The 15,668-nt window shown below is 66.7% G+C and carries 18 protein-coding genes; 11 read left to right on the forward strand and 7 right to left on the reverse strand.

The window, feature by feature from the left end; genetic code table 11:
* Window positions 1-96: 96 nt before the first annotated feature.
* Complete coding sequence (locus PPZ50_RS13415) at window positions 97-816, forward strand: Crp/Fnr family transcriptional regulator (protein WP_066694423.1); 720 nt, start codon at window positions 97-99, stop codon at window positions 814-816.
* A gap of 31 nt (window positions 817-847) precedes the next feature.
* On the opposite strand, the gene wrbA is transcribed toward PPZ50_RS13415, so the two are convergent.
* Window positions 848-1,450 (reverse strand): NAD(P)H:quinone oxidoreductase, encoded by a 603-nt coding sequence (gene wrbA / locus PPZ50_RS13420; RefSeq protein WP_066694424.1) that lies wholly within the window; start codon window positions 1,448-1,450, stop codon window positions 848-850.
* A 20-nt stretch (window positions 1,451-1,470) separates the two neighbouring features.
* Complete coding sequence (locus PPZ50_RS13425) at window positions 1,471-2,169, reverse strand: pirin family protein (protein ID WP_066694426.1); 699 nt, start codon at window positions 2,167-2,169, stop codon at window positions 1,471-1,473.
* Window positions 2,170-2,261: 92 nt separating this feature from the next.
* Here PPZ50_RS13425 and PPZ50_RS13430 point away from each other — a divergent pair, with 92 nt between their 5' ends.
* Together PPZ50_RS13430 and ctrA are read left to right on the forward strand one after the other, a co-directional pair.
* Window positions 2,262-3,164: a LysR family transcriptional regulator gene (locus tag PPZ50_RS13430; RefSeq protein ID WP_126014364.1), complete on the forward strand. Its 903-nt coding sequence runs from the start codon at window positions 2,262-2,264 to the stop codon at window positions 3,162-3,164.
* A gap of 192 nt (window positions 3,165-3,356) precedes the next feature.
* Complete coding sequence (gene ctrA, locus PPZ50_RS13435; protein WP_066694428.1) at window positions 3,357-4,058, forward strand: response regulator transcription factor CtrA; 702 nt, start codon at window positions 3,357-3,359, stop codon at window positions 4,056-4,058.
* A gap of 249 nt (window positions 4,059-4,307) precedes the next feature.
* Here the strand turns inward: ctrA and PPZ50_RS13440 are convergent, their stop codons facing one another.
* The 4 genes from PPZ50_RS13440 to PPZ50_RS13455 all read right to left on the reverse strand — a co-directional run bounded on the left by PPZ50_RS13440 (window position 4,308) and on the right by PPZ50_RS13455 (window position 8,759).
* Window positions 4,308-4,979, reverse strand: a complete 672-nt coding sequence (locus PPZ50_RS13440; RefSeq protein WP_066694429.1) for a L,D-transpeptidase family protein — start codon at window positions 4,977-4,979, stop codon at window positions 4,308-4,310.
* Between the two features lie 105 nt (window positions 4,980-5,084).
* Complete coding sequence (locus PPZ50_RS13445; protein WP_066694431.1) at window positions 5,085-6,755, reverse strand: amidohydrolase; 1,671 nt, start codon at window positions 6,753-6,755, stop codon at window positions 5,085-5,087.
* Window positions 6,752-7,618: an NAD(P)-dependent oxidoreductase gene (locus PPZ50_RS13450; RefSeq protein ID WP_066694435.1), complete on the reverse strand. Its 867-nt coding sequence runs from the start codon at window positions 7,616-7,618 to the stop codon at window positions 6,752-6,754. Before PPZ50_RS13450 ends, PPZ50_RS13445 begins: the two co-directional genes overlap by 4 nt.
* 160 nt (window positions 7,619-7,778) lie before the next feature.
* Window positions 7,779-8,759, reverse strand: a complete 981-nt coding sequence (locus PPZ50_RS13455; RefSeq protein WP_272815321.1) for an SDR family oxidoreductase — start codon at window positions 8,757-8,759, stop codon at window positions 7,779-7,781.
* A 92-nt stretch (window positions 8,760-8,851) separates the two neighbouring features.
* On the opposite strand from PPZ50_RS13455, the gene PPZ50_RS13460 reads away from it, so the two are divergent.
* The 4 genes from PPZ50_RS13460 (at window position 8,852) to PPZ50_RS13475 (ending at window position 11,760) form a co-directional block, all read left to right on the forward strand.
* Complete coding sequence (locus tag PPZ50_RS13460) at window positions 8,852-10,093, forward strand: threonine ammonia-lyase (protein WP_272815322.1); 1,242 nt, start codon at window positions 8,852-8,854, stop codon at window positions 10,091-10,093.
* Complete coding sequence (locus PPZ50_RS13465; protein ID WP_066694441.1) at window positions 10,090-10,488, forward strand: GFA family protein; 399 nt, start codon at window positions 10,090-10,092, stop codon at window positions 10,486-10,488. The genes PPZ50_RS13460 and PPZ50_RS13465 overlap by 4 nt, the downstream gene beginning before the upstream one ends.
* Window positions 10,489-10,597: 109 nt before the next feature.
* Window positions 10,598-11,359 carry an arginyltransferase gene (locus tag PPZ50_RS13470; protein WP_066694442.1) on the forward strand — a complete coding sequence of 254 codons (762 nt, stop codon included), beginning with the start codon at window positions 10,598-10,600 and terminating at the stop codon, window positions 11,357-11,359.
* Window positions 11,356-11,760, forward strand: a complete 405-nt coding sequence (locus PPZ50_RS13475; RefSeq protein WP_066694444.1) for a hypothetical protein — start codon at window positions 11,356-11,358, stop codon at window positions 11,758-11,760. Before PPZ50_RS13470 ends, PPZ50_RS13475 begins: the two co-directional genes overlap by 4 nt.
* Before the next feature lie 313 nt (window positions 11,761-12,073).
* On the opposite strand, the gene ykgO is transcribed toward PPZ50_RS13475, so the two are convergent.
* Entirely contained in the window at window positions 12,074-12,199 is a 126-nt protein-coding gene (gene ykgO, locus PPZ50_RS13480) for a type B 50S ribosomal protein L36 (protein WP_055755695.1), read from the reverse strand.
* A 188-nt stretch (window positions 12,200-12,387) separates the two neighbouring features.
* Here ykgO and PPZ50_RS13485 point away from each other — a divergent pair, with 188 nt between their 5' ends.
* From PPZ50_RS13485 to gpmA, 4 genes are read left to right on the forward strand one after another with little or no spacing between them, the layout of a single operon-like run.
* Window positions 12,388-13,005 carry a DUF4136 domain-containing protein gene (locus tag PPZ50_RS13485; protein ID WP_066694447.1) on the forward strand — a complete coding sequence of 206 codons (618 nt, stop codon included), beginning with the start codon at window positions 12,388-12,390 and terminating at the stop codon, window positions 13,003-13,005.
* Complete coding sequence (locus PPZ50_RS13490; RefSeq protein WP_066694449.1) at window positions 13,002-14,114, forward strand: M14 family metallopeptidase; 1,113 nt, start codon at window positions 13,002-13,004, stop codon at window positions 14,112-14,114. Before PPZ50_RS13485 ends, PPZ50_RS13490 begins: the two co-directional genes overlap by 4 nt.
* Window positions 14,111-14,566, forward strand: a complete 456-nt coding sequence (locus PPZ50_RS13495) for a GNAT family N-acetyltransferase (protein WP_066694450.1) — start codon at window positions 14,111-14,113, stop codon at window positions 14,564-14,566. Before PPZ50_RS13490 ends, PPZ50_RS13495 begins: the two co-directional genes overlap by 4 nt.
* Window positions 14,567-14,601: 35 nt before the next feature.
* Complete coding sequence (gpmA, locus tag PPZ50_RS13500) at window positions 14,602-15,288, forward strand: 2,3-diphosphoglycerate-dependent phosphoglycerate mutase (RefSeq protein ID WP_066694452.1); 687 nt, start codon at window positions 14,602-14,604, stop codon at window positions 15,286-15,288.
* The last annotated feature ends 380 nt before the right edge of the window (window positions 15,289-15,668 follow it).

The following is a 15,668-nucleotide window of genomic DNA, read 5'->3' on the forward strand; positions in this document are numbered from 1 at the left end:
CACGGCACCGGCGGAACCAAGCGACATCCGCAATCTTGGTTAGGTTGGTACGCCATGGACAAACCAGCCGCCGGCCGATCTCGGCAGGAGGAACCCATGTCGAACACGCTAACGACCAAATTGACGAGTTTTTCCGACCTGTCGGCCGAAGAAGCCGCAGCGCTGGATGCAGTCTGCAACGACACTTTCACCGTCAAGGGACGCGACCTGATCCGCGTGGGCGACCGCCCCGAACAGGTGTTCCTCGTGCTTAACGGCTGGGCCTGCCGCTACAAGGACCTGCCCGATGGCAAGCGGCAGATCCTCGCCTATCTGATCCCCGGCGACCTGTGCGACCCGCACATCTTCATCTTCGAACAGATGGACCATTCGATCCGCGCCATCGGCGAAGCCCGCGTCGCGGCCATCCCGAAACAGGTGATCCTCGACCTGACCGAACGCTATCCGGCGCTCGCCCGGGGCCTCTGGTGGTCGGCACTCGTGGACGAAGCGGTCTCGCGCGAATGGCTGGTCAATGTCGCCCAGCGCGATTCCTACACGCGCATGGCGCATCTGTTCTGCGAAATCTGGCTGCGCATGTGCCAGGTGAAGCTCACCACCGGCGGCACGTTCGACCTGCCGCTGACCCAGGAGCAGTTGGGCGACACGCTCGGCATCACGCCGGTGCACGTCAACCGCGTGTTGCAACGCCTGCGCGCCGAAGGGCTGGTGACCACCCGCGACCGGCGGATGACGATCCACGACGTCGACGCGCTGAAGGCCGCCGCCGAATTCGACCCGCGCTACCTGCACCTCGACGCCCGGGCGGCGGCGTGACGGGGCGACCTCCCGGCCGCCCCGCCATCGCTTATCCGAAGACCTTGGTCGCCAGTTCGGCGATCCGCTTGCCCTGATGCCGCGCACCGCCCAGCTCGATCTCGGTCGGCTGACGGCTGCCGTCGCCGCCGGCGATGGTCGACGCGCCGTACGGCGTGCTGCCGTTCACTTCGTCCAGCCCGGTATGGCCTTCATAGGCGTAATCGAGGCCGACGATCGTCATCCCGTGATGCATCAGGTTGGTAATGATCGAGAACAGCGTCGTTTCCTGCCCGCCATGCTGCGTCGCGGTCGAGGTGAAGGCGCCGCCGATCTTGTTGACCAGCCCGCCCTTGGCCCACACGCCGCCGGTCGTGTCCCAGAACGCCGCCATCTGGCTCGACATCCGGCCATAGCGGGTGCCGGTGCCGACGATGATCGCGTCGTAGTTCGTCAGCTCGTTGGGATCGGTCAGCTCGGCATGATGGTCCGCGACGACGAAGCCCGCCGACTTGGCGACCTCCTCCGGCGCGGTTTCCTTGACGCGGCGGACGTCGACGTCCGCACCCGCCGACCGCGCACCCTCGGCGACCGCATCGGCCATCTTGGCGATATGGCCATAGGACGAATAATACAGGACCAGGACCTTCGACATGTTCAGATGCTCCCTTCGGCTTATTCGGAATCGACCAGGACGATTTCGGCGTCCTCGGTCGCGGTGATGGTGACGGTCTGCCCGCCGGAAAGTGCGGCCCCGTCGCGCGCCTGAAAGGCGACGCCGTCGATGGTGATCGCGCCGGTCGCGGCGACGAGATAGGCGTGACGCCCGTCCCCCACGCTATGTTCCACGCTTTCGCCAGCCTTCAACGTCGCGCCCAGCACCCGTGCCTCCGCCCGGATACGCAACGCATCGCCGTCTTCATCGAACCCGCTTGCCAGAGTAACAAACTTGCCCGACCGCTCGCCCTTGGGAAACGGCTTGGCCCCCCATGACGGCGCGCCGCCCTTCTGGCGCGGCTCGATCCAGATCTGGAAGATGCGGGTCGTTTCCGGCTCCAGATTATATTCGGCGTGGCGTACGCCGGTGCCGGCGCTCATCACCTGCACATCGCCTGCGGCCGTGCGGCCCTTGTTCCCCATCGAATCCTGATGGGTGATCGCGCCGGAGCGGACATAGGTGATGATTTCCATGTCCTTGTGCGGGTGCGGCGGGAAGCCGCTGTTCGCGGCGATCTCGTCGTCGTTCCACACCCGGATCGCGCCCCAGCCCATGCGGGCGGGGTCGTAATAATTGGCGAAGCTGAAATGGTGGCGGGCGTTCAGCCATCCGTGGTCGGCATGGCCCAGGCTGGTGAAGTCACGTTTGTCGATCATGGTCGATCTCCTTGCTTGACCCCCAAGATAAGCGCGGCGATCATACCGTAAATGGAAACGTCGGAAACCGATCGTTTCGCAGCGGAGGATATATGCGGCTCCCCGATTTCGAAGCCTGGGCGATGTTCGCCTGCGTTGTCGAGCACCGCTCGTTCAGCGCCGCCGCCCAGTCGATCGGCGTATCGAAGGCGACGGTGTCGAAGGCGGTCGCGCGGCTTGAGCTGTCGCTAGGCACCACCCTGTTCCACCGCACCTCGCGCCGCCTGACACTGACCGATGCCGGCCAGTCGCTCGCCGAACGGGCCGCCCGCATCCTCGCCGAGGCGCAGGCGGCGGAGGAACAGGCGCGCGACGCCGCCGCTGCGCCCACCGGCCTGGTCAAGGTCGCCGCGCCCATGTCGTTCGGCCTCGCCCATATCGCGCCCGCGATCGCCGACTTCCTCAAACTCCATCCCGGTGTCGAGATCGACCTGACCCTGTCCGATGCGAAGGTCGACATCGTCGCCGAAGGGATCGACGTCGCGCTGCGCATCGCCGACCTGCACGACAGCACGCTGCGCGCCCGCCGCCTCGCCCCCGTCGCGATCAGGATCGTCGCGGCCCCCTCCTATTGGGACGCGCGCGGCCGTCCGGCGCACCCGGCCGATCTCGGCGACCATGACTGTTTCGGCTATACCAACCTGCCGAACGCGATCTGGCATTTCCGGCGGGGCACGGAGGAAGTGTCGGTCCGCCCGGCCGGCCCGCTCGCCACCAACAATGGCGAGGCGATGCTCCCCGCATTGTGCGCCGGCCTCGGCGTTGCGCGACTGCCGGACTTCCTGGTCGATGCCGATATCGCCGCGGGCAAGCTGGAAGCGGTGCTGGCCGACTGGGCCGGCGACGGTGTGGCGCTGCACCTCCTCACCCCGCCCGGCACGCTGCGTCCGGCACGCGTCGAGTCGCTGATCGAGTATCTGTCCGATCGCTTTCGCCGGTCCTGCAATCCGCGTTAATTTTCCTAAACCTTGTCCGGCAACGGCCGTTTAGCCTTCCAGAACCCTTCATTCCGCTTAACCAACGGAATTTACGAAGTGTTTTCGATTAGGAAGAAATTAACCTTTTGCCTTCATAGGTCTTTACGTTAATGTTTTTGCTGCGCGCCGGTCAGGGACGATAGCGCGCCGCGAAACGGGGGAACCAAGCCGATGCGCGTGCTGTTGATCGAGGACGAGCCGACGACCGCCAAGGCGATCGAGCTCATGCTGACGACCGAGGGTTTCAATATCTACACGACCGATCTGGGCGAAGAAGGCCTCGATCTGGGCAAGCTGTACGATTACGACATCATCCTGCTCGACCTGAACCTGCCCGACATGCACGGCTATGACGTGCTAAAGAAGTTGCGGGTGGCGCGGGTGCAGACGCCGGTCCTGATCCTGTCGGGCATCGACGAGATGGATTCGAAGGTCCGCTCGTTCGGCTTCGGTGCCGACGATTATGTGACCAAGCCGTTCCACCGCGAGGAACTGATCGCGCGCATCCACGCGGTCGTCCGCCGCTCGAAGGGCCATTCGCAGTCGGTGATCCGCACCGGCAAGCTCTCGGTGAACCTCGATGCCAAGACGGTCGACGTCGACGGCGCGCGCGTCCACCTGACGGGCAAGGAATATGCGATGCTCGAGCTGCTGTCGCTGCGCAAGGGCACCACGCTGACCAAGGAAATGTTCCTCAACCATCTCTATGGCGGGATGGACGAACCGGAACTCAAGATCATCGACGTCTTCATCTGCAAGCTGCGCAAGAAGCTCAGCATGGCCTGCGAAGGCGACAATTATATCGAGACGGTCTGGGGCCGCGGCTATGTGCTGCGCGAACCGGACGAAATGGCCGAAGCGGCGGTCGCGTAACGCGGCCACGCACCCCCGGTCTCCCACTCCGTTCGGTTCGAGCAGCTTCGAGCTTGTCGAGAAGCGTCCGTCGAGAACGCCCAGTTTAGGGCACCGTCTTCTCGACCTCGGTTCTCGACAAGCTCGAACCAAACGGACCTGCACGAGACGGTAATCCAACCTCTACAGTATCCCCGCGCAGGCGGGGATCCAGGGTCATCAGGCGATACCCTTTTCGGCGCTGGATTCCCGATACGACTACCAAGAAAATCAGGCGGTAATCGCCCCACCCATCCCCAACCTCTTGCCGTTGGTGATGATCACCCGATCCCCCAGCTTCGCTGCCCCGAACAGCTTCCGCGCGAACGCGGTCGGCACGCCGATGCAGCCATGAGTCGCCGCCCCCTCCTGCACATCGCTGCCATGGATCGAAATGCCGTCATTGGTCAGCCGCAGCATATAGGGCATCGGCGCGCCATAGAGGTTGCTGACATGGTCGGCATCCTTCTCGGTAATCTTGAGCGCGCCCAGCGGCGTCGGTTTCCAGTCCGCGCCGTACAGCACCACCGCCGCACCGATTTCATAGCCGTTGCGAAACACCGACAGCGTCTGCGCATCGAGGTCGATCGTGATGACCAGCGGGCCCTTCGATGGCGCACCATCCTCGTCCCACACCCAGCGGCCATGGGTGAACGGCCCCTCGATATCCAGCACGCGGCGGACGACCATCGCCTCGGGCGCTGGCGTCGACACGGCGATGGGTGTGGCGACCGGAGCGGGCGCGGCCACCGGCACCGAAGCGGCCTTGGCTACCGGCTTGACCGGCGCGACGGCGGGCACCGGCCGCTCGACACCCAACAGCATCGCCGCCCCGCCCGCCGTGGCACCGACCACACCGACCAGCAACGCCAGCCCCAATCCGGTTCGCAACGAAGCGCGCATCGTCCCTCCTGTCGCCCGTATGTAGGGCAAACGGCACAAGCGTACACCCCGGCGAAACCCGCCGTATCAGGATGGCACATTAATCCTCCCCAGCACGGGGAGAATTTACCGCCCGGTCGCCTTCGGCTCCTCCTTCAGCGGCCAGGCCTTGTACCCGCCGACCCACGTTTCGATAACCCGCGTCGCGCGCAGTTCGGCCGGCGTCGCCGCCACCGGATCGCGATCGACCACGATGAAGTCCGCCTTCTGCCCCGGCAGCAGCGACCCGAACTTCTGTTCGGCGAAACCGGCAAACGCCGCGTCCTGCGTGAACGCCTTCCACGCCTGTTCGCGCGTGACCTTTTCTTCCGGGCGCCAGCCGCCCGGCGGCTGCCCGTTGGGGTCCTCGCGGGTGAACGCCGCCGCCCAGCCGACGAACGGGTTCGGGCTTTCGACCGGATAGTCCGACCCGAACGCCAGCCGCCCGCCGTCGCGCAGGACGGTCGCCCACGCATAGGCCCCGGTCAGCCGCGCCGGCCCCAGCCGCGCCTCGGCCATCATCCGGTCGCCGGTGGCGTGCACCGGCTGCATCGACGCGATGATGCCATTCTTCCCCAGACGCGGCAGGTCGGCGGGGTCGAGCACCTGCGCATGTTCGATCCGCCAGCGCCGGTCGTCCTTGTACGACGATGCCAGCTCGTCGATCGCGTCCAGCACCTGCCGGTTCGCCCGGTCGCCGATCGCATGGATCGCGAACTGGAACCCGTCCATCGTGCCCCGGCTCAACAGGTTGAGCAGCGTCGTATCGTTGATGAACGAAAGCCCGGTCTGCTTCGGCGCATCGCTATAGGGTGCCTTCAGCCACGCGCCGCGCGACCCCAGCGCGCCATCGGCGTACAGCTTGATCCCGCCCATGCGCAGCCGGTCGCCGTACAACCACGGCGTCGGCCCGGCCCCGGCGATGGTCAGCGCGGTGTCGAGGCCCGCGCCATAGCTCATGATCCGCACCCGCAGCTGGCCGATATCGCCCATCCGCCGGAACACCAGCCAGTCGTCGACCGACGTGCCCATGTCCGCCGTCGCGGTGATGCCGGTCGACAGCAACAGCTCCTGCGCCTTCAGGAACGCGGCGTTGCGTTCGCGCGGGGACGGCTTGGGCCTGGCCGCGTCGAACAGGCTGGCGGCGCTGTCGACGAACACCCCCGAAGGCTGTCCGTTCGGCAGCAATTCGATCCGCCCACCCGCCGGCGCGACCGTCCTGGCGGTGATCCCCGCCGCCTTCATCGCCGCGCTGTTCGCCCACACCGCATGGCCGTCGGCACGTTCGAGCAGCACCGGCTTGTCCCCCGCCGCCGCGTCCAGTTCGGCCGCAGTCGGAAAGCGCCCCAGCCCCCACGCCTCCTGGTTCCAGCCGCCGCCCAGGATCCACTGGCGATTGCCGTTGCTGCGCGCATAGGACTGGATCGCCGCCTGCGCATCCGCCAGCGACCGCGTGTTCGACAGGTCGAGTTCCAGCGCCCGATAGCCCAGCGACATGACATGGCCATGCGCATCGATCATGCCCGGCATCACGATCCGCCCACCCATGTCGCTGCGCCAGTCGAGCTTTTTCGGCGCCTTCTCGCCCTTGGGCACCAGCCGCACGACCTTGCCGTCCTTGTCGACCAGGATGCCGCCGAAGCGCACCACCTGGCCCCGCGAATCCAGCGCCACGCCGTTGACGTTGTCCACCAGCCCATCGGCCTGCGCGGTTCCCGCCAGCAGCAGCGCGGCGACGGTGAGTACCGACCGGATCACTTGGCGATCCTCCGCACCAGCGCGCTCGTATCCTGTCGTCCGCCACCCATCGCCTGTACCTCGGCATAGAATTGATCGATCAGCGCGGTCACCGGCAGCGTCGCGCCATTGCGCCGCGATTCGTCGAGCGCGAGGCCCAGGTCCTTGCGCATCCAGTCGATCGCAAAGCCGAAATCGAACTCTTGCCTAGCCATGGTCGGCCAGCGATTGACCATCTGCCAGCTCTGCGCCGCGCCGCCCGACACCGCCTCCAACACCTTGTCGAGGTCGAGGCCCGCGCCTTGCGCGAACCGCAATGCCTCCGACAGCCCGCCCAGCACGCCGGCGATGCAAATCTGGTTGACCATCTTGGTCGTCTGCCCCGCGCCCGCCTCGCCGACATGGACAATCCGCTGGGCATAGGCGGTCATCAACGGCTCGGCCGCCGCGAACGCCTCGGCGCTACCGCCGCACATGATCGACAGCTTGCCATTCTCGGCACCCGCCTGCCCGCCCGACACCGGCGCGTCGAGCACCAGCAGCCCCTTGGCCTTGCCGGCCTCGGCCAGTTCGCGCGCGATCGCCGCCGACACGGTGGTATGGTCGGCGAACAAAGCGCCTTCGCGCAACGTCCCGAACACCCCGTCGCTGCCCAACGTCACCTGCCGCAGGTCGTTATCATTGCCGACACAGGCGAACACCGCATCCGCCCCGTCCGCCGCGGCCGCCGGCGTATCGCCGACCGTCCCGCCATGCTTGCCGGCCCACGCCTCCGCCTTCGCGCGCGTGCGGTTATAGACGGTGACCTGATGGCCGGCGGAAACGAGGTGGCCGGCCATGGGTGCGCCCATGACGCCGGTGCCGATGAATGCGAGTTTTGCCATGGGGCAGCGGTCTATGGCGTTACGAAGGCGCGGGGAAGTGTCCATTTCCTACCCTCACTCGCCACCCCGGGCTTGACCCGGGGTCCCGCTTCTTCTTCTGACTGGGTAGGAAGCGGGACCCCGGATCAAGTCCGGGGTGACGAACAAGATACGGTCCTCCTTACGCCGGCTGTCCACCGCCCCCCGTCGCCCCGAAAATCTGCCCGGTCGAAAAGCTGATCGCCGGATCGGCCGCCGCGACATACAGTCCGGCGATCTCTGCCGGCTGTCCCGGCCGCCCCAGCGGCGAGCTACCGCCGAAGCTCTGCAATTTCTCGGGCGTCGCCCCGCCACTGACCTGCAACGGCGTCCAGAACGGTCCCGGTGCAACCGCGTTGACGCGAATACCTTTGGACGCCAGCTGCTTGGCCATCGCTTTAGTGAAGTTCAGCACCGCCGCGCGGGTCAGCGCATAATCCACGATGTCCGGCGACGGATCGCCCGCCTGCTCGGACGAGGTATTCACGATCACCGCGCCCGGCCGCATGATCGCCGCCGCCGCCTTGGTCAGCCAGAACGGCGCATAGACGTTGGTCTTCATCGTATCGTCGAAGTCCTGCGAACTGATCGACGCGATATCCGGCCGGGTCTGCTGCCGCGCGGCATTGTTGACCAGGATATCCAGCCCGCCCAGCTGCGTCGTCGCCTGCTGCACCAGTTTGCGGCAGAAGCCTTCGTCGCGCAGGTCGCCGGGGATCGCCACCGCCTTGCGCCCTGCCTCGCGGATCAGCGCAACGACCTCGCGCGCGTCCGGCTCCTCGGCGGGCAGATAGTTGATCGCGACGTCGGCGCCTTCGCGGGCATAGGCGATGGCGGCGGCACGGCCGATGCCGCTGTCGCCCCCGGTGATCAGCGCGCGCTTGCCCGCCAATCGCCCCGAACCCTTGTAGCTCTGTTCGCCATGGTCGGGCCGGGGCGTCATCTTGGACGCAAGGCCCGGCCAGGGCTGGCGCTGTACCGGAAAGGGCGGCTTGGGATGCGCGGCGGCGGCCGGGCTGGTGGGGGCAGCGGCCCCGCCATTCTGCGCGGCGGCGGGCACGGCGGCGGCGACCCCGGCAAGGGCGGCTCCCGTCACGAAAGTGCGGCGATCGGTATCGGTCATGGGGTTCGGCTTTCCGGCTTGGGGGTGTTTGAACAGAAGCCTGCCCGGCCCCATGGGTTCCCCTCTTGGTACAAATCGGCTACGCGCCCGCGATGGCTACCAACCCGATCGCTCCGCCCGCCCTGCCTCTCACCGTCGATGACGTGCGCATGGCAGCGATGCGTATTGGCGGCTCGATCGTCCGCACGCCGACCCTGATCAGCCGCACGCTGTCGGAACTGACCGGCGCGACCGTCTATCTGAAATTCGAAAATCTCCAGTTCACCGCCGCTTACAAGGAACGCGGCGCACTCAACACCCTGCTGCAACTAGACGAAGCCACCCGCGCCAAGGGCGTGATCGCCGCCTCGGCGGGCAATCACGCGCAGGGTCTCGCCTATCACGGCAACCGTTTGGGCGTGCCGGTCACCATCGTCATGCCGCGCCCGACTCCGACCGTGAAGGTCATGCAGACGCAGAGCCACGGCGCGACCGTGGTGCTGGAGGGCGAGACGTTCGACGCCGCCTATGCCCATGCCCGCAAGCTGGAGGCCGAACAGGGCCTGACCTTCGTCCATCCGTTCGACGACCCGCGCATCATGGCGGGCCAAGGCACCGTCGCCCTGGAAATGCTGGAGGACGTGCCCGATCTCGACATGCTGGTCGTGCCGATCGGCGGCGGCGGCCTCATCAGCGGCATCGCCACCGTCGCCAAGGCAGCCGATCGCCCGATCGAAGTCGTCGGCGTGCAGGCCGAGCTGTTCCCGTCGATGTACAACCGGGTGCACGGCACCGCCATGGACTGCGCCGGCGATACGCTGGCGGAGGGGATTGCGGTCAAGCAGCCCGGCGGCCTGACCGCCGAGGTCGTGGCAGCGCTGGTCGACGACATCGTGCTGGTCAGCGAGCGCCAGCTCGAAGAGGCCGTGAGCCTGCTGGTCCAGATCGAAAAGACCGTGGTCGAGGGCGCCGGTGCCGCCGGCCTCGCCGCGCTGCTGGGGCATGGACCGCGGTTCAAGGGCAAGACCGTCGGCATCGTCCTGTGCGGCGGCAATATCGACACGCGCCTGCTCGCCAACGTCCTGCTGCGCGACCTCGCCCGCTCGGGCCGCCTCGCCCGGCTGCGCATCCGGTTGCAGGATCGCCCCGGCGCGCTGTTCCACGTCGCGAAGATCTTCCACGAACACACCGTCAACATCATCGAAGTCTATCACCAGCGCGTCTTCACGACGCTGCCGGCCAAGGGCCTCATCACCGACATCGAATGCGAAACCCGCGACCGCGAGCATCTCGACCGCCTGGTCGAAGGGCTGCGCACCGGCGGTTACGAAGTCAGCACGGTCGAACTGGCATGACCGGCACCATCACCGGCGCCTGTCTGTGCGGAGCCTGTCGCTACCGCAGCGACGCGCCGGTGATGAACGTCCGCGCCTGCCACTGCCGCCGGTGCCAGCGCGCGACCGGCAGCCCCTTCTATGCGCGGGTAATGGTGCCGCTGGCCTCGGTCACGATCGACGGGCCGGTCGCATGGTATGACGGCGATACCGGCGTCCGGCGCGGCTTCTGCCCGGCCTGCGGCTCGACGCTGTTTTCGGAACGCGCCACGGCCGGCACGATCGGGCTGACGATGGGCACGCTCGACCACCCCGAACGCTTCGCGCCCACCGATCACATCTGGGTATCGGCGAAGCAGCCATGGCTGAAGCTGGACGACGGCCTGCCGCAGTTTGCGGAAGGGCCGCCCGCCTGACGCACCGGCCCTACGAAATTCGCGGTTAACGCGCTTTTCGCCACGTCTTGTCATCGCCATATTCGCTGCATCATTCTATCGGGAGCTGCCCGATCCGAAGGAGCAATGGGTGACCGCGCCGTTTCGATTCCCCCGGTTCTTCGTCACCTCGCCTGCGCCCTGCCCCTATCTGCCGGGGCGGCAGGAGCGGAAGGTGTTCACCGAACTGAGCGGTGAGAATGCCGACGAACTGAACGAAGCGCTCGGCCGCATCGGGTTCCGCCGCAGCCAGTCGGTCGCCTATCGCCCCAGCTGCGTCGGGTGCAGCGCCTGCGTCTCCGTCCGCGTCGTCGCCGGCGATTTTTCGATGAACGCCACCCAGCGCAAGCTGATGCGCCGCCATTCGGACCTCGATATCCGCGCGTGCAAGCCATGGGCGACCGACGAACAATTCCGCCTGCTGCGCCGTTACCTGACCGCGCGCCATCCCGGCGGCGGCATGACCGCGATGGACGAATCGGACTTTGCCGACATGGTCGAGCATTCGCCGGTCACCTCCTGGGTCATCGAATATCGCGAACCCGCCGTCGATGGCGTCCCGGGCAAGCTGGTCGGCGCGTGCATCACCGACGAACAGGCCGACGGGCTGTCGATGGTCTACAGCTTCTTCGAGACCGACGACGATGCCCGCCCGGGCTTGGGCAACTTCATCATCCTCGACCATATCCGCCGCGCCCGCGCCAGCGGCCTGCCGCACGTCTATCTCGGCTATTGGGTACAGGGATCGCCGCGCATGGCGTACAAGACCCGCTATCGCCCGCTGGAGGTGCTGGGGCCGACCGGCTGGGCGCTGCTCGACGATACGCCCTCAGCCGCGACCGTCCCGGCATGACCGCCGCGCTGCTCGCCCTCGCGCTGGCGGCGCAACCCTCGGCCGGGCTGGAGCAACGCCGCGCGACGATCGTCCAGTTCGAGATCAAGCTGGCTGCTGGCCTGTCCCCGGCCGAAGAGGCTGCCGCGACCGAAGTGTTCGCCGCCGACACCCGCACCATCCGGCGTTGCGCCGATGCGGGCACCATCGGGGCGCGGTACAAGGCGGAGAAGCGTTTCTCCGGCTCGATCACCGAACGCCGCAACACCGCCTTCGCCGCGATCCCGATCGAGTTGCGCCGCGAACTGGACAAGGTCCCAACCGGCCATGCGACCCGCGTGTTCGGATCGGCCGGCGTCCGCCGCGTCTTGATCGCGTGCACCGTGCCCACCGTTCCGGCCGACCGGCGCGGCACGATCTGACCGATACGTCGCACCGGCAAACGCCGGGCATCCTGCCGCTCCTGCCCTACGCCGTCACCGAGAATCCCAGTCTGCGCCAGGATGAAGCCCAACCCGCGCCATTCGTCATTCCCGCGCAGGCGGGAATCCATTGCCGCCAGCTTTTGAGATCACCTCGGAACGTCAGCGTCTATGGACTCCCGCCTGCGCCCGAGTGACGGACCGGGTTGGAAAACCGGCAACTACCAACACGAACAGGCACCCGGTCCACATGGGACCGGATGCCTGTTCGAAACCCGTGATCGGGCGGACCAAAGCCCCGCCCGACGCCGAATCAGCCCTGGCGGGCCTTGAAGCGGCGGTTGGTCTTGTTGATGACGTAGATGCGCCCACGACGACGGATCACGCGGTTGTCCCGGTGACGATCCTTGAGCGACTTCAGCGAATTGACGATCTTCATGGGAACGGCTCTCAAACGGCAAAAGGGCCGCTCGCACGGCCGGAAAAGAGGCGTCCAGCTATCGCCGCGCGACCGTCCCGTCAAGATACAACCGCCGCCTCGCATCGAAACACTTGCGCAATGAACCCATCGCCGGGTGTCGCGCGTTGGATGGGTTGATGAACCGTGGCATATTCGGGGTGAGTACCATGAACAAGGCGTTGGGGTTTGGCGTGGCGGCAATGGCAGCCCTGCTGGGGAGCGGATGCACCACCGCCGGATCGCGGATCGCGCCGGTCGACGTCACCCGCTTCCACCTGAACCAGCCGATCGCGAAGGGCAGCTTCTCGATCGAGCCGGTCCAGACCATCCGCGCCGCCACCCCGGAATTTCAGACCTATGGCAATGCCGTGGCCCGGGAGATGGAAAAGCTCGGCTTCACCCGCGCCGGCACCCAGCCGTCGGAACTGATCGTCGGCGTCGCCTTCACCCGCGGGACCAAGGGCTTCGTCGAACGGCGCTCGCCCGTCTCGATCGGCATCGGTGCCGGCGGTGGCAGCGGCGGCTGGCGCGGCGGTGGCGTGGGCTTGGGCGGCGGAGTCGGCTTCGGCCTGGGCGGCGGTGGCCAGCGCGAGGTGATCGGCACCGAACTCGCCGTCCAGATTCGCCGTCGGGCCGACGGCACGACCATCTGGGAAGGCCGCGCGGTCACCGATTCGCTCGAAAACACCCCCGGCGCCCAGCCGGTATTTCAGGCCGACCGGTTGGCCAACGCGCTGTTCCGGAACTTCCCAGGCGAGTCGGGAATCACTACGACGGTGAAATGAGCATCACCATCAACGCCGCGTTCGACAGCGGCAATATCCGCGTCGTCGCCATTCAGGGCGATGTGATCGACCTCGATATCGTCGCCGATCACCAGTCCGACTTCTATCAGTGGTTCCACTTCCGCGTCGCCGGGGCGCGGGGGCGGACGCTGACCTTCCGCATCGTCAACGCCGCCGGATCGGCCTACGCCTTCGGCTGGCCGGGCTATCGCACCCGGATGAGCACCGATCGGCAGGCGTGGCGGCAGGTCGCTACCGACTATGCCGATGGCGTACTGACCTTCACCGCCACCATCGACAGCGAACTCGCCTGGTTCGCCTATTTCGCGCCCTATACGATGGAGCGCCACGACGACCTGATCGCCCGCATCGCCGCGCGGCCCGGCGTCACCCATCGCGAGCTCGGCCAGACGCTCGACGGCCGCGCGATCGACTATCTGACGCTGGGCGACGGCCCACTACAAATCTGGGCCTATGCCCGCCAGCATCCGGGCGAATCGATGTGCGAATGGTTCATGGAGGGGCTGCTCGAACGTCTCACCGATCCGAACGACGCGCTCGCCGCCGATCTGCGCCGGCGCATGACCTTTCACTGCGTGCCGAACATGAACCCCGACGGCTCGTTCCGCGGCCATCTGCGCACCAACGCCGCCGGCGTAAACCTCAACCGCGAATGGCACGCTCCCTCGCCCGAGCGCAGCCCGGAAGTCCTGTGCGTCCGGAATCGCATGGACGAAACCGGTGTCGACATCGCCATCGACGTCCATGGCGACGAAGCGATTCCCGCCAACTTCATCGCCGGCTATGAAGGCATCCCCAACTGGACCGACGACCACGGCGCCCGCTTCACCGCCTTCGGCGCGGCATGGGCGGCGGCGACGCCCGAATTCCAGACCAAGCTCGGCTATCCGGTGTCCGCGCCCGGACAGGCGAACCTGTCCATGTCGACCAACCAGCTCGCGAACCGTTTCGGCGCGCTCAGCATGACGCTGGAAATGCCGTTCAAGGATCACGACGACAATCCCGATCCCGAATATGGCTGGTCGCCGGAACGATCGAAGGCGCTGGCGCATAGCTGGCTGGAGGTGCTGGCGGACGTCACCCGGTGATCGTCCGTCCGGGCGGTCTCGACCATCCCGCCACCGCCCGGCTGCTGGCGGCGCATCTGGCCGACATGCACGCCAGCTCGCCGCCGGGCAGCGTCTACGCGCTCGACCTGTCGGCACTGGCGACCCCCGATATCGCCTTCTATACCGCATGGGACGGCGACACGCTGCTCGGCTGCGGCGCGCTGCGCACGCTGGGCGACGGCACGGGCGAGATCAAATCGATGCGGACCGACGCCACCGCCCGCGGTCGCAGCGTCGGACAGGCGGTGCTCGACCGCATCATCGCCGACGCCCGCATGGGCGGCCTGACCCGACTGCTGCTGGAAACCGGCACCGGAGCGATGTTCGACGCCGCGCACCGGCTCTATGCCCGAGGCGGCTTCGCGCCCTGCCCGCCGTTCGGCACCTACGTCGCGACCGACTTCAACCGGTTCCTCTCGCGCACGCTTTGAGCTAGGTGCACCGCAACAACAGCAACGGAGGTTCCATGCCCACGCTCGTCCTGATCCGCCACGGCCAATCGGCCTGGAACCTCGAAAACCGCTTCACCGGCTGGTGGGACGTGAACCTGACCGAAAAGGGCGAGGCAGAGGCCAAGGCGGCGGGCGAGCTGCTGATCGAAAAGGGGCATGACTTCGACCTCTGCTTCACCAGCTTCCAGACGCGCGCGATCAAGACGCTGAACATCGCGCTGGAAGCGATGGGCCGCCTTTGGCTGCCGGTCGAAAAGGACTGGCGCCTGAACGAGCGGCATTATGGCGGCCTGACCGGCCTCGACAAGGCGGAGACCGCCGCCAAGCATGGCGACGAACAGGTCAAGATCTGGCGCCGCAGCTTCGACGTGCCGCCGCCGCTCCCCGAAGCGGACAGCCCGTGGGACCTGTCGGCCGACCGTCGCTATGCCGGCATCGACATTCCGCAGACCGAAAGCCTGAAGGACACGATCGATCGCGTCCTCCCCTATTGGGAAAGCCGCATCGCGCCCGAACTCAAGGCCGGCAAGCGTGTCCTGATCTCCGCCCACGGCAACTCGCTGCGCGCGTTGGTGAAGCATCTGTCGGGCATCCCGGATGACGAGATTACGGGTCTCGAAATCCCGACCGGGCAGCCGATCGTGTACGAGCTGGCCGACGACCTGACACCGACGGATCGGTACTATCTGAGCAAGCGGTAAGGGACAGGCACTCCCTATCCCCTGCGTTGGGCGGGCGGGTACAGCACGGAGCATCCTGCTCAAACACCCCCGTCCGCATACTCAAACGCCCCCATCCGTTCGTGCTGAGTAGGGATTGAGCTTGTCGAAAGCCCGTATCGAAGCGCGCCCAGGCAGTCCTTCGATACACCGCTTCGACAAGCTCAGCGGCTACTCAGGACGAACGGGAGGGGACAAGAAGCCATTCCTACCCCCACCCACCCCGTTCGGTTCGAGCAGCTTCGAGCCTGTCGAGAAGCGCCCGTCGAGAACCCGGTCGTTTGGGGCAACCCCTTCTCGACTACGGTTCTCGACAAGCTCGAACCTGCGCTCGAAGCAAACGGAGGGGCGTTGGCAGGAAA

The sequence above is a fragment of the Sphingomonas hankookensis genome (assembly GCF_028551275.1).
Classification (GTDB): Bacteria; Pseudomonadota; Alphaproteobacteria; order Sphingomonadales; family Sphingomonadaceae; genus Sphingomonas; species Sphingomonas hankookensis_A.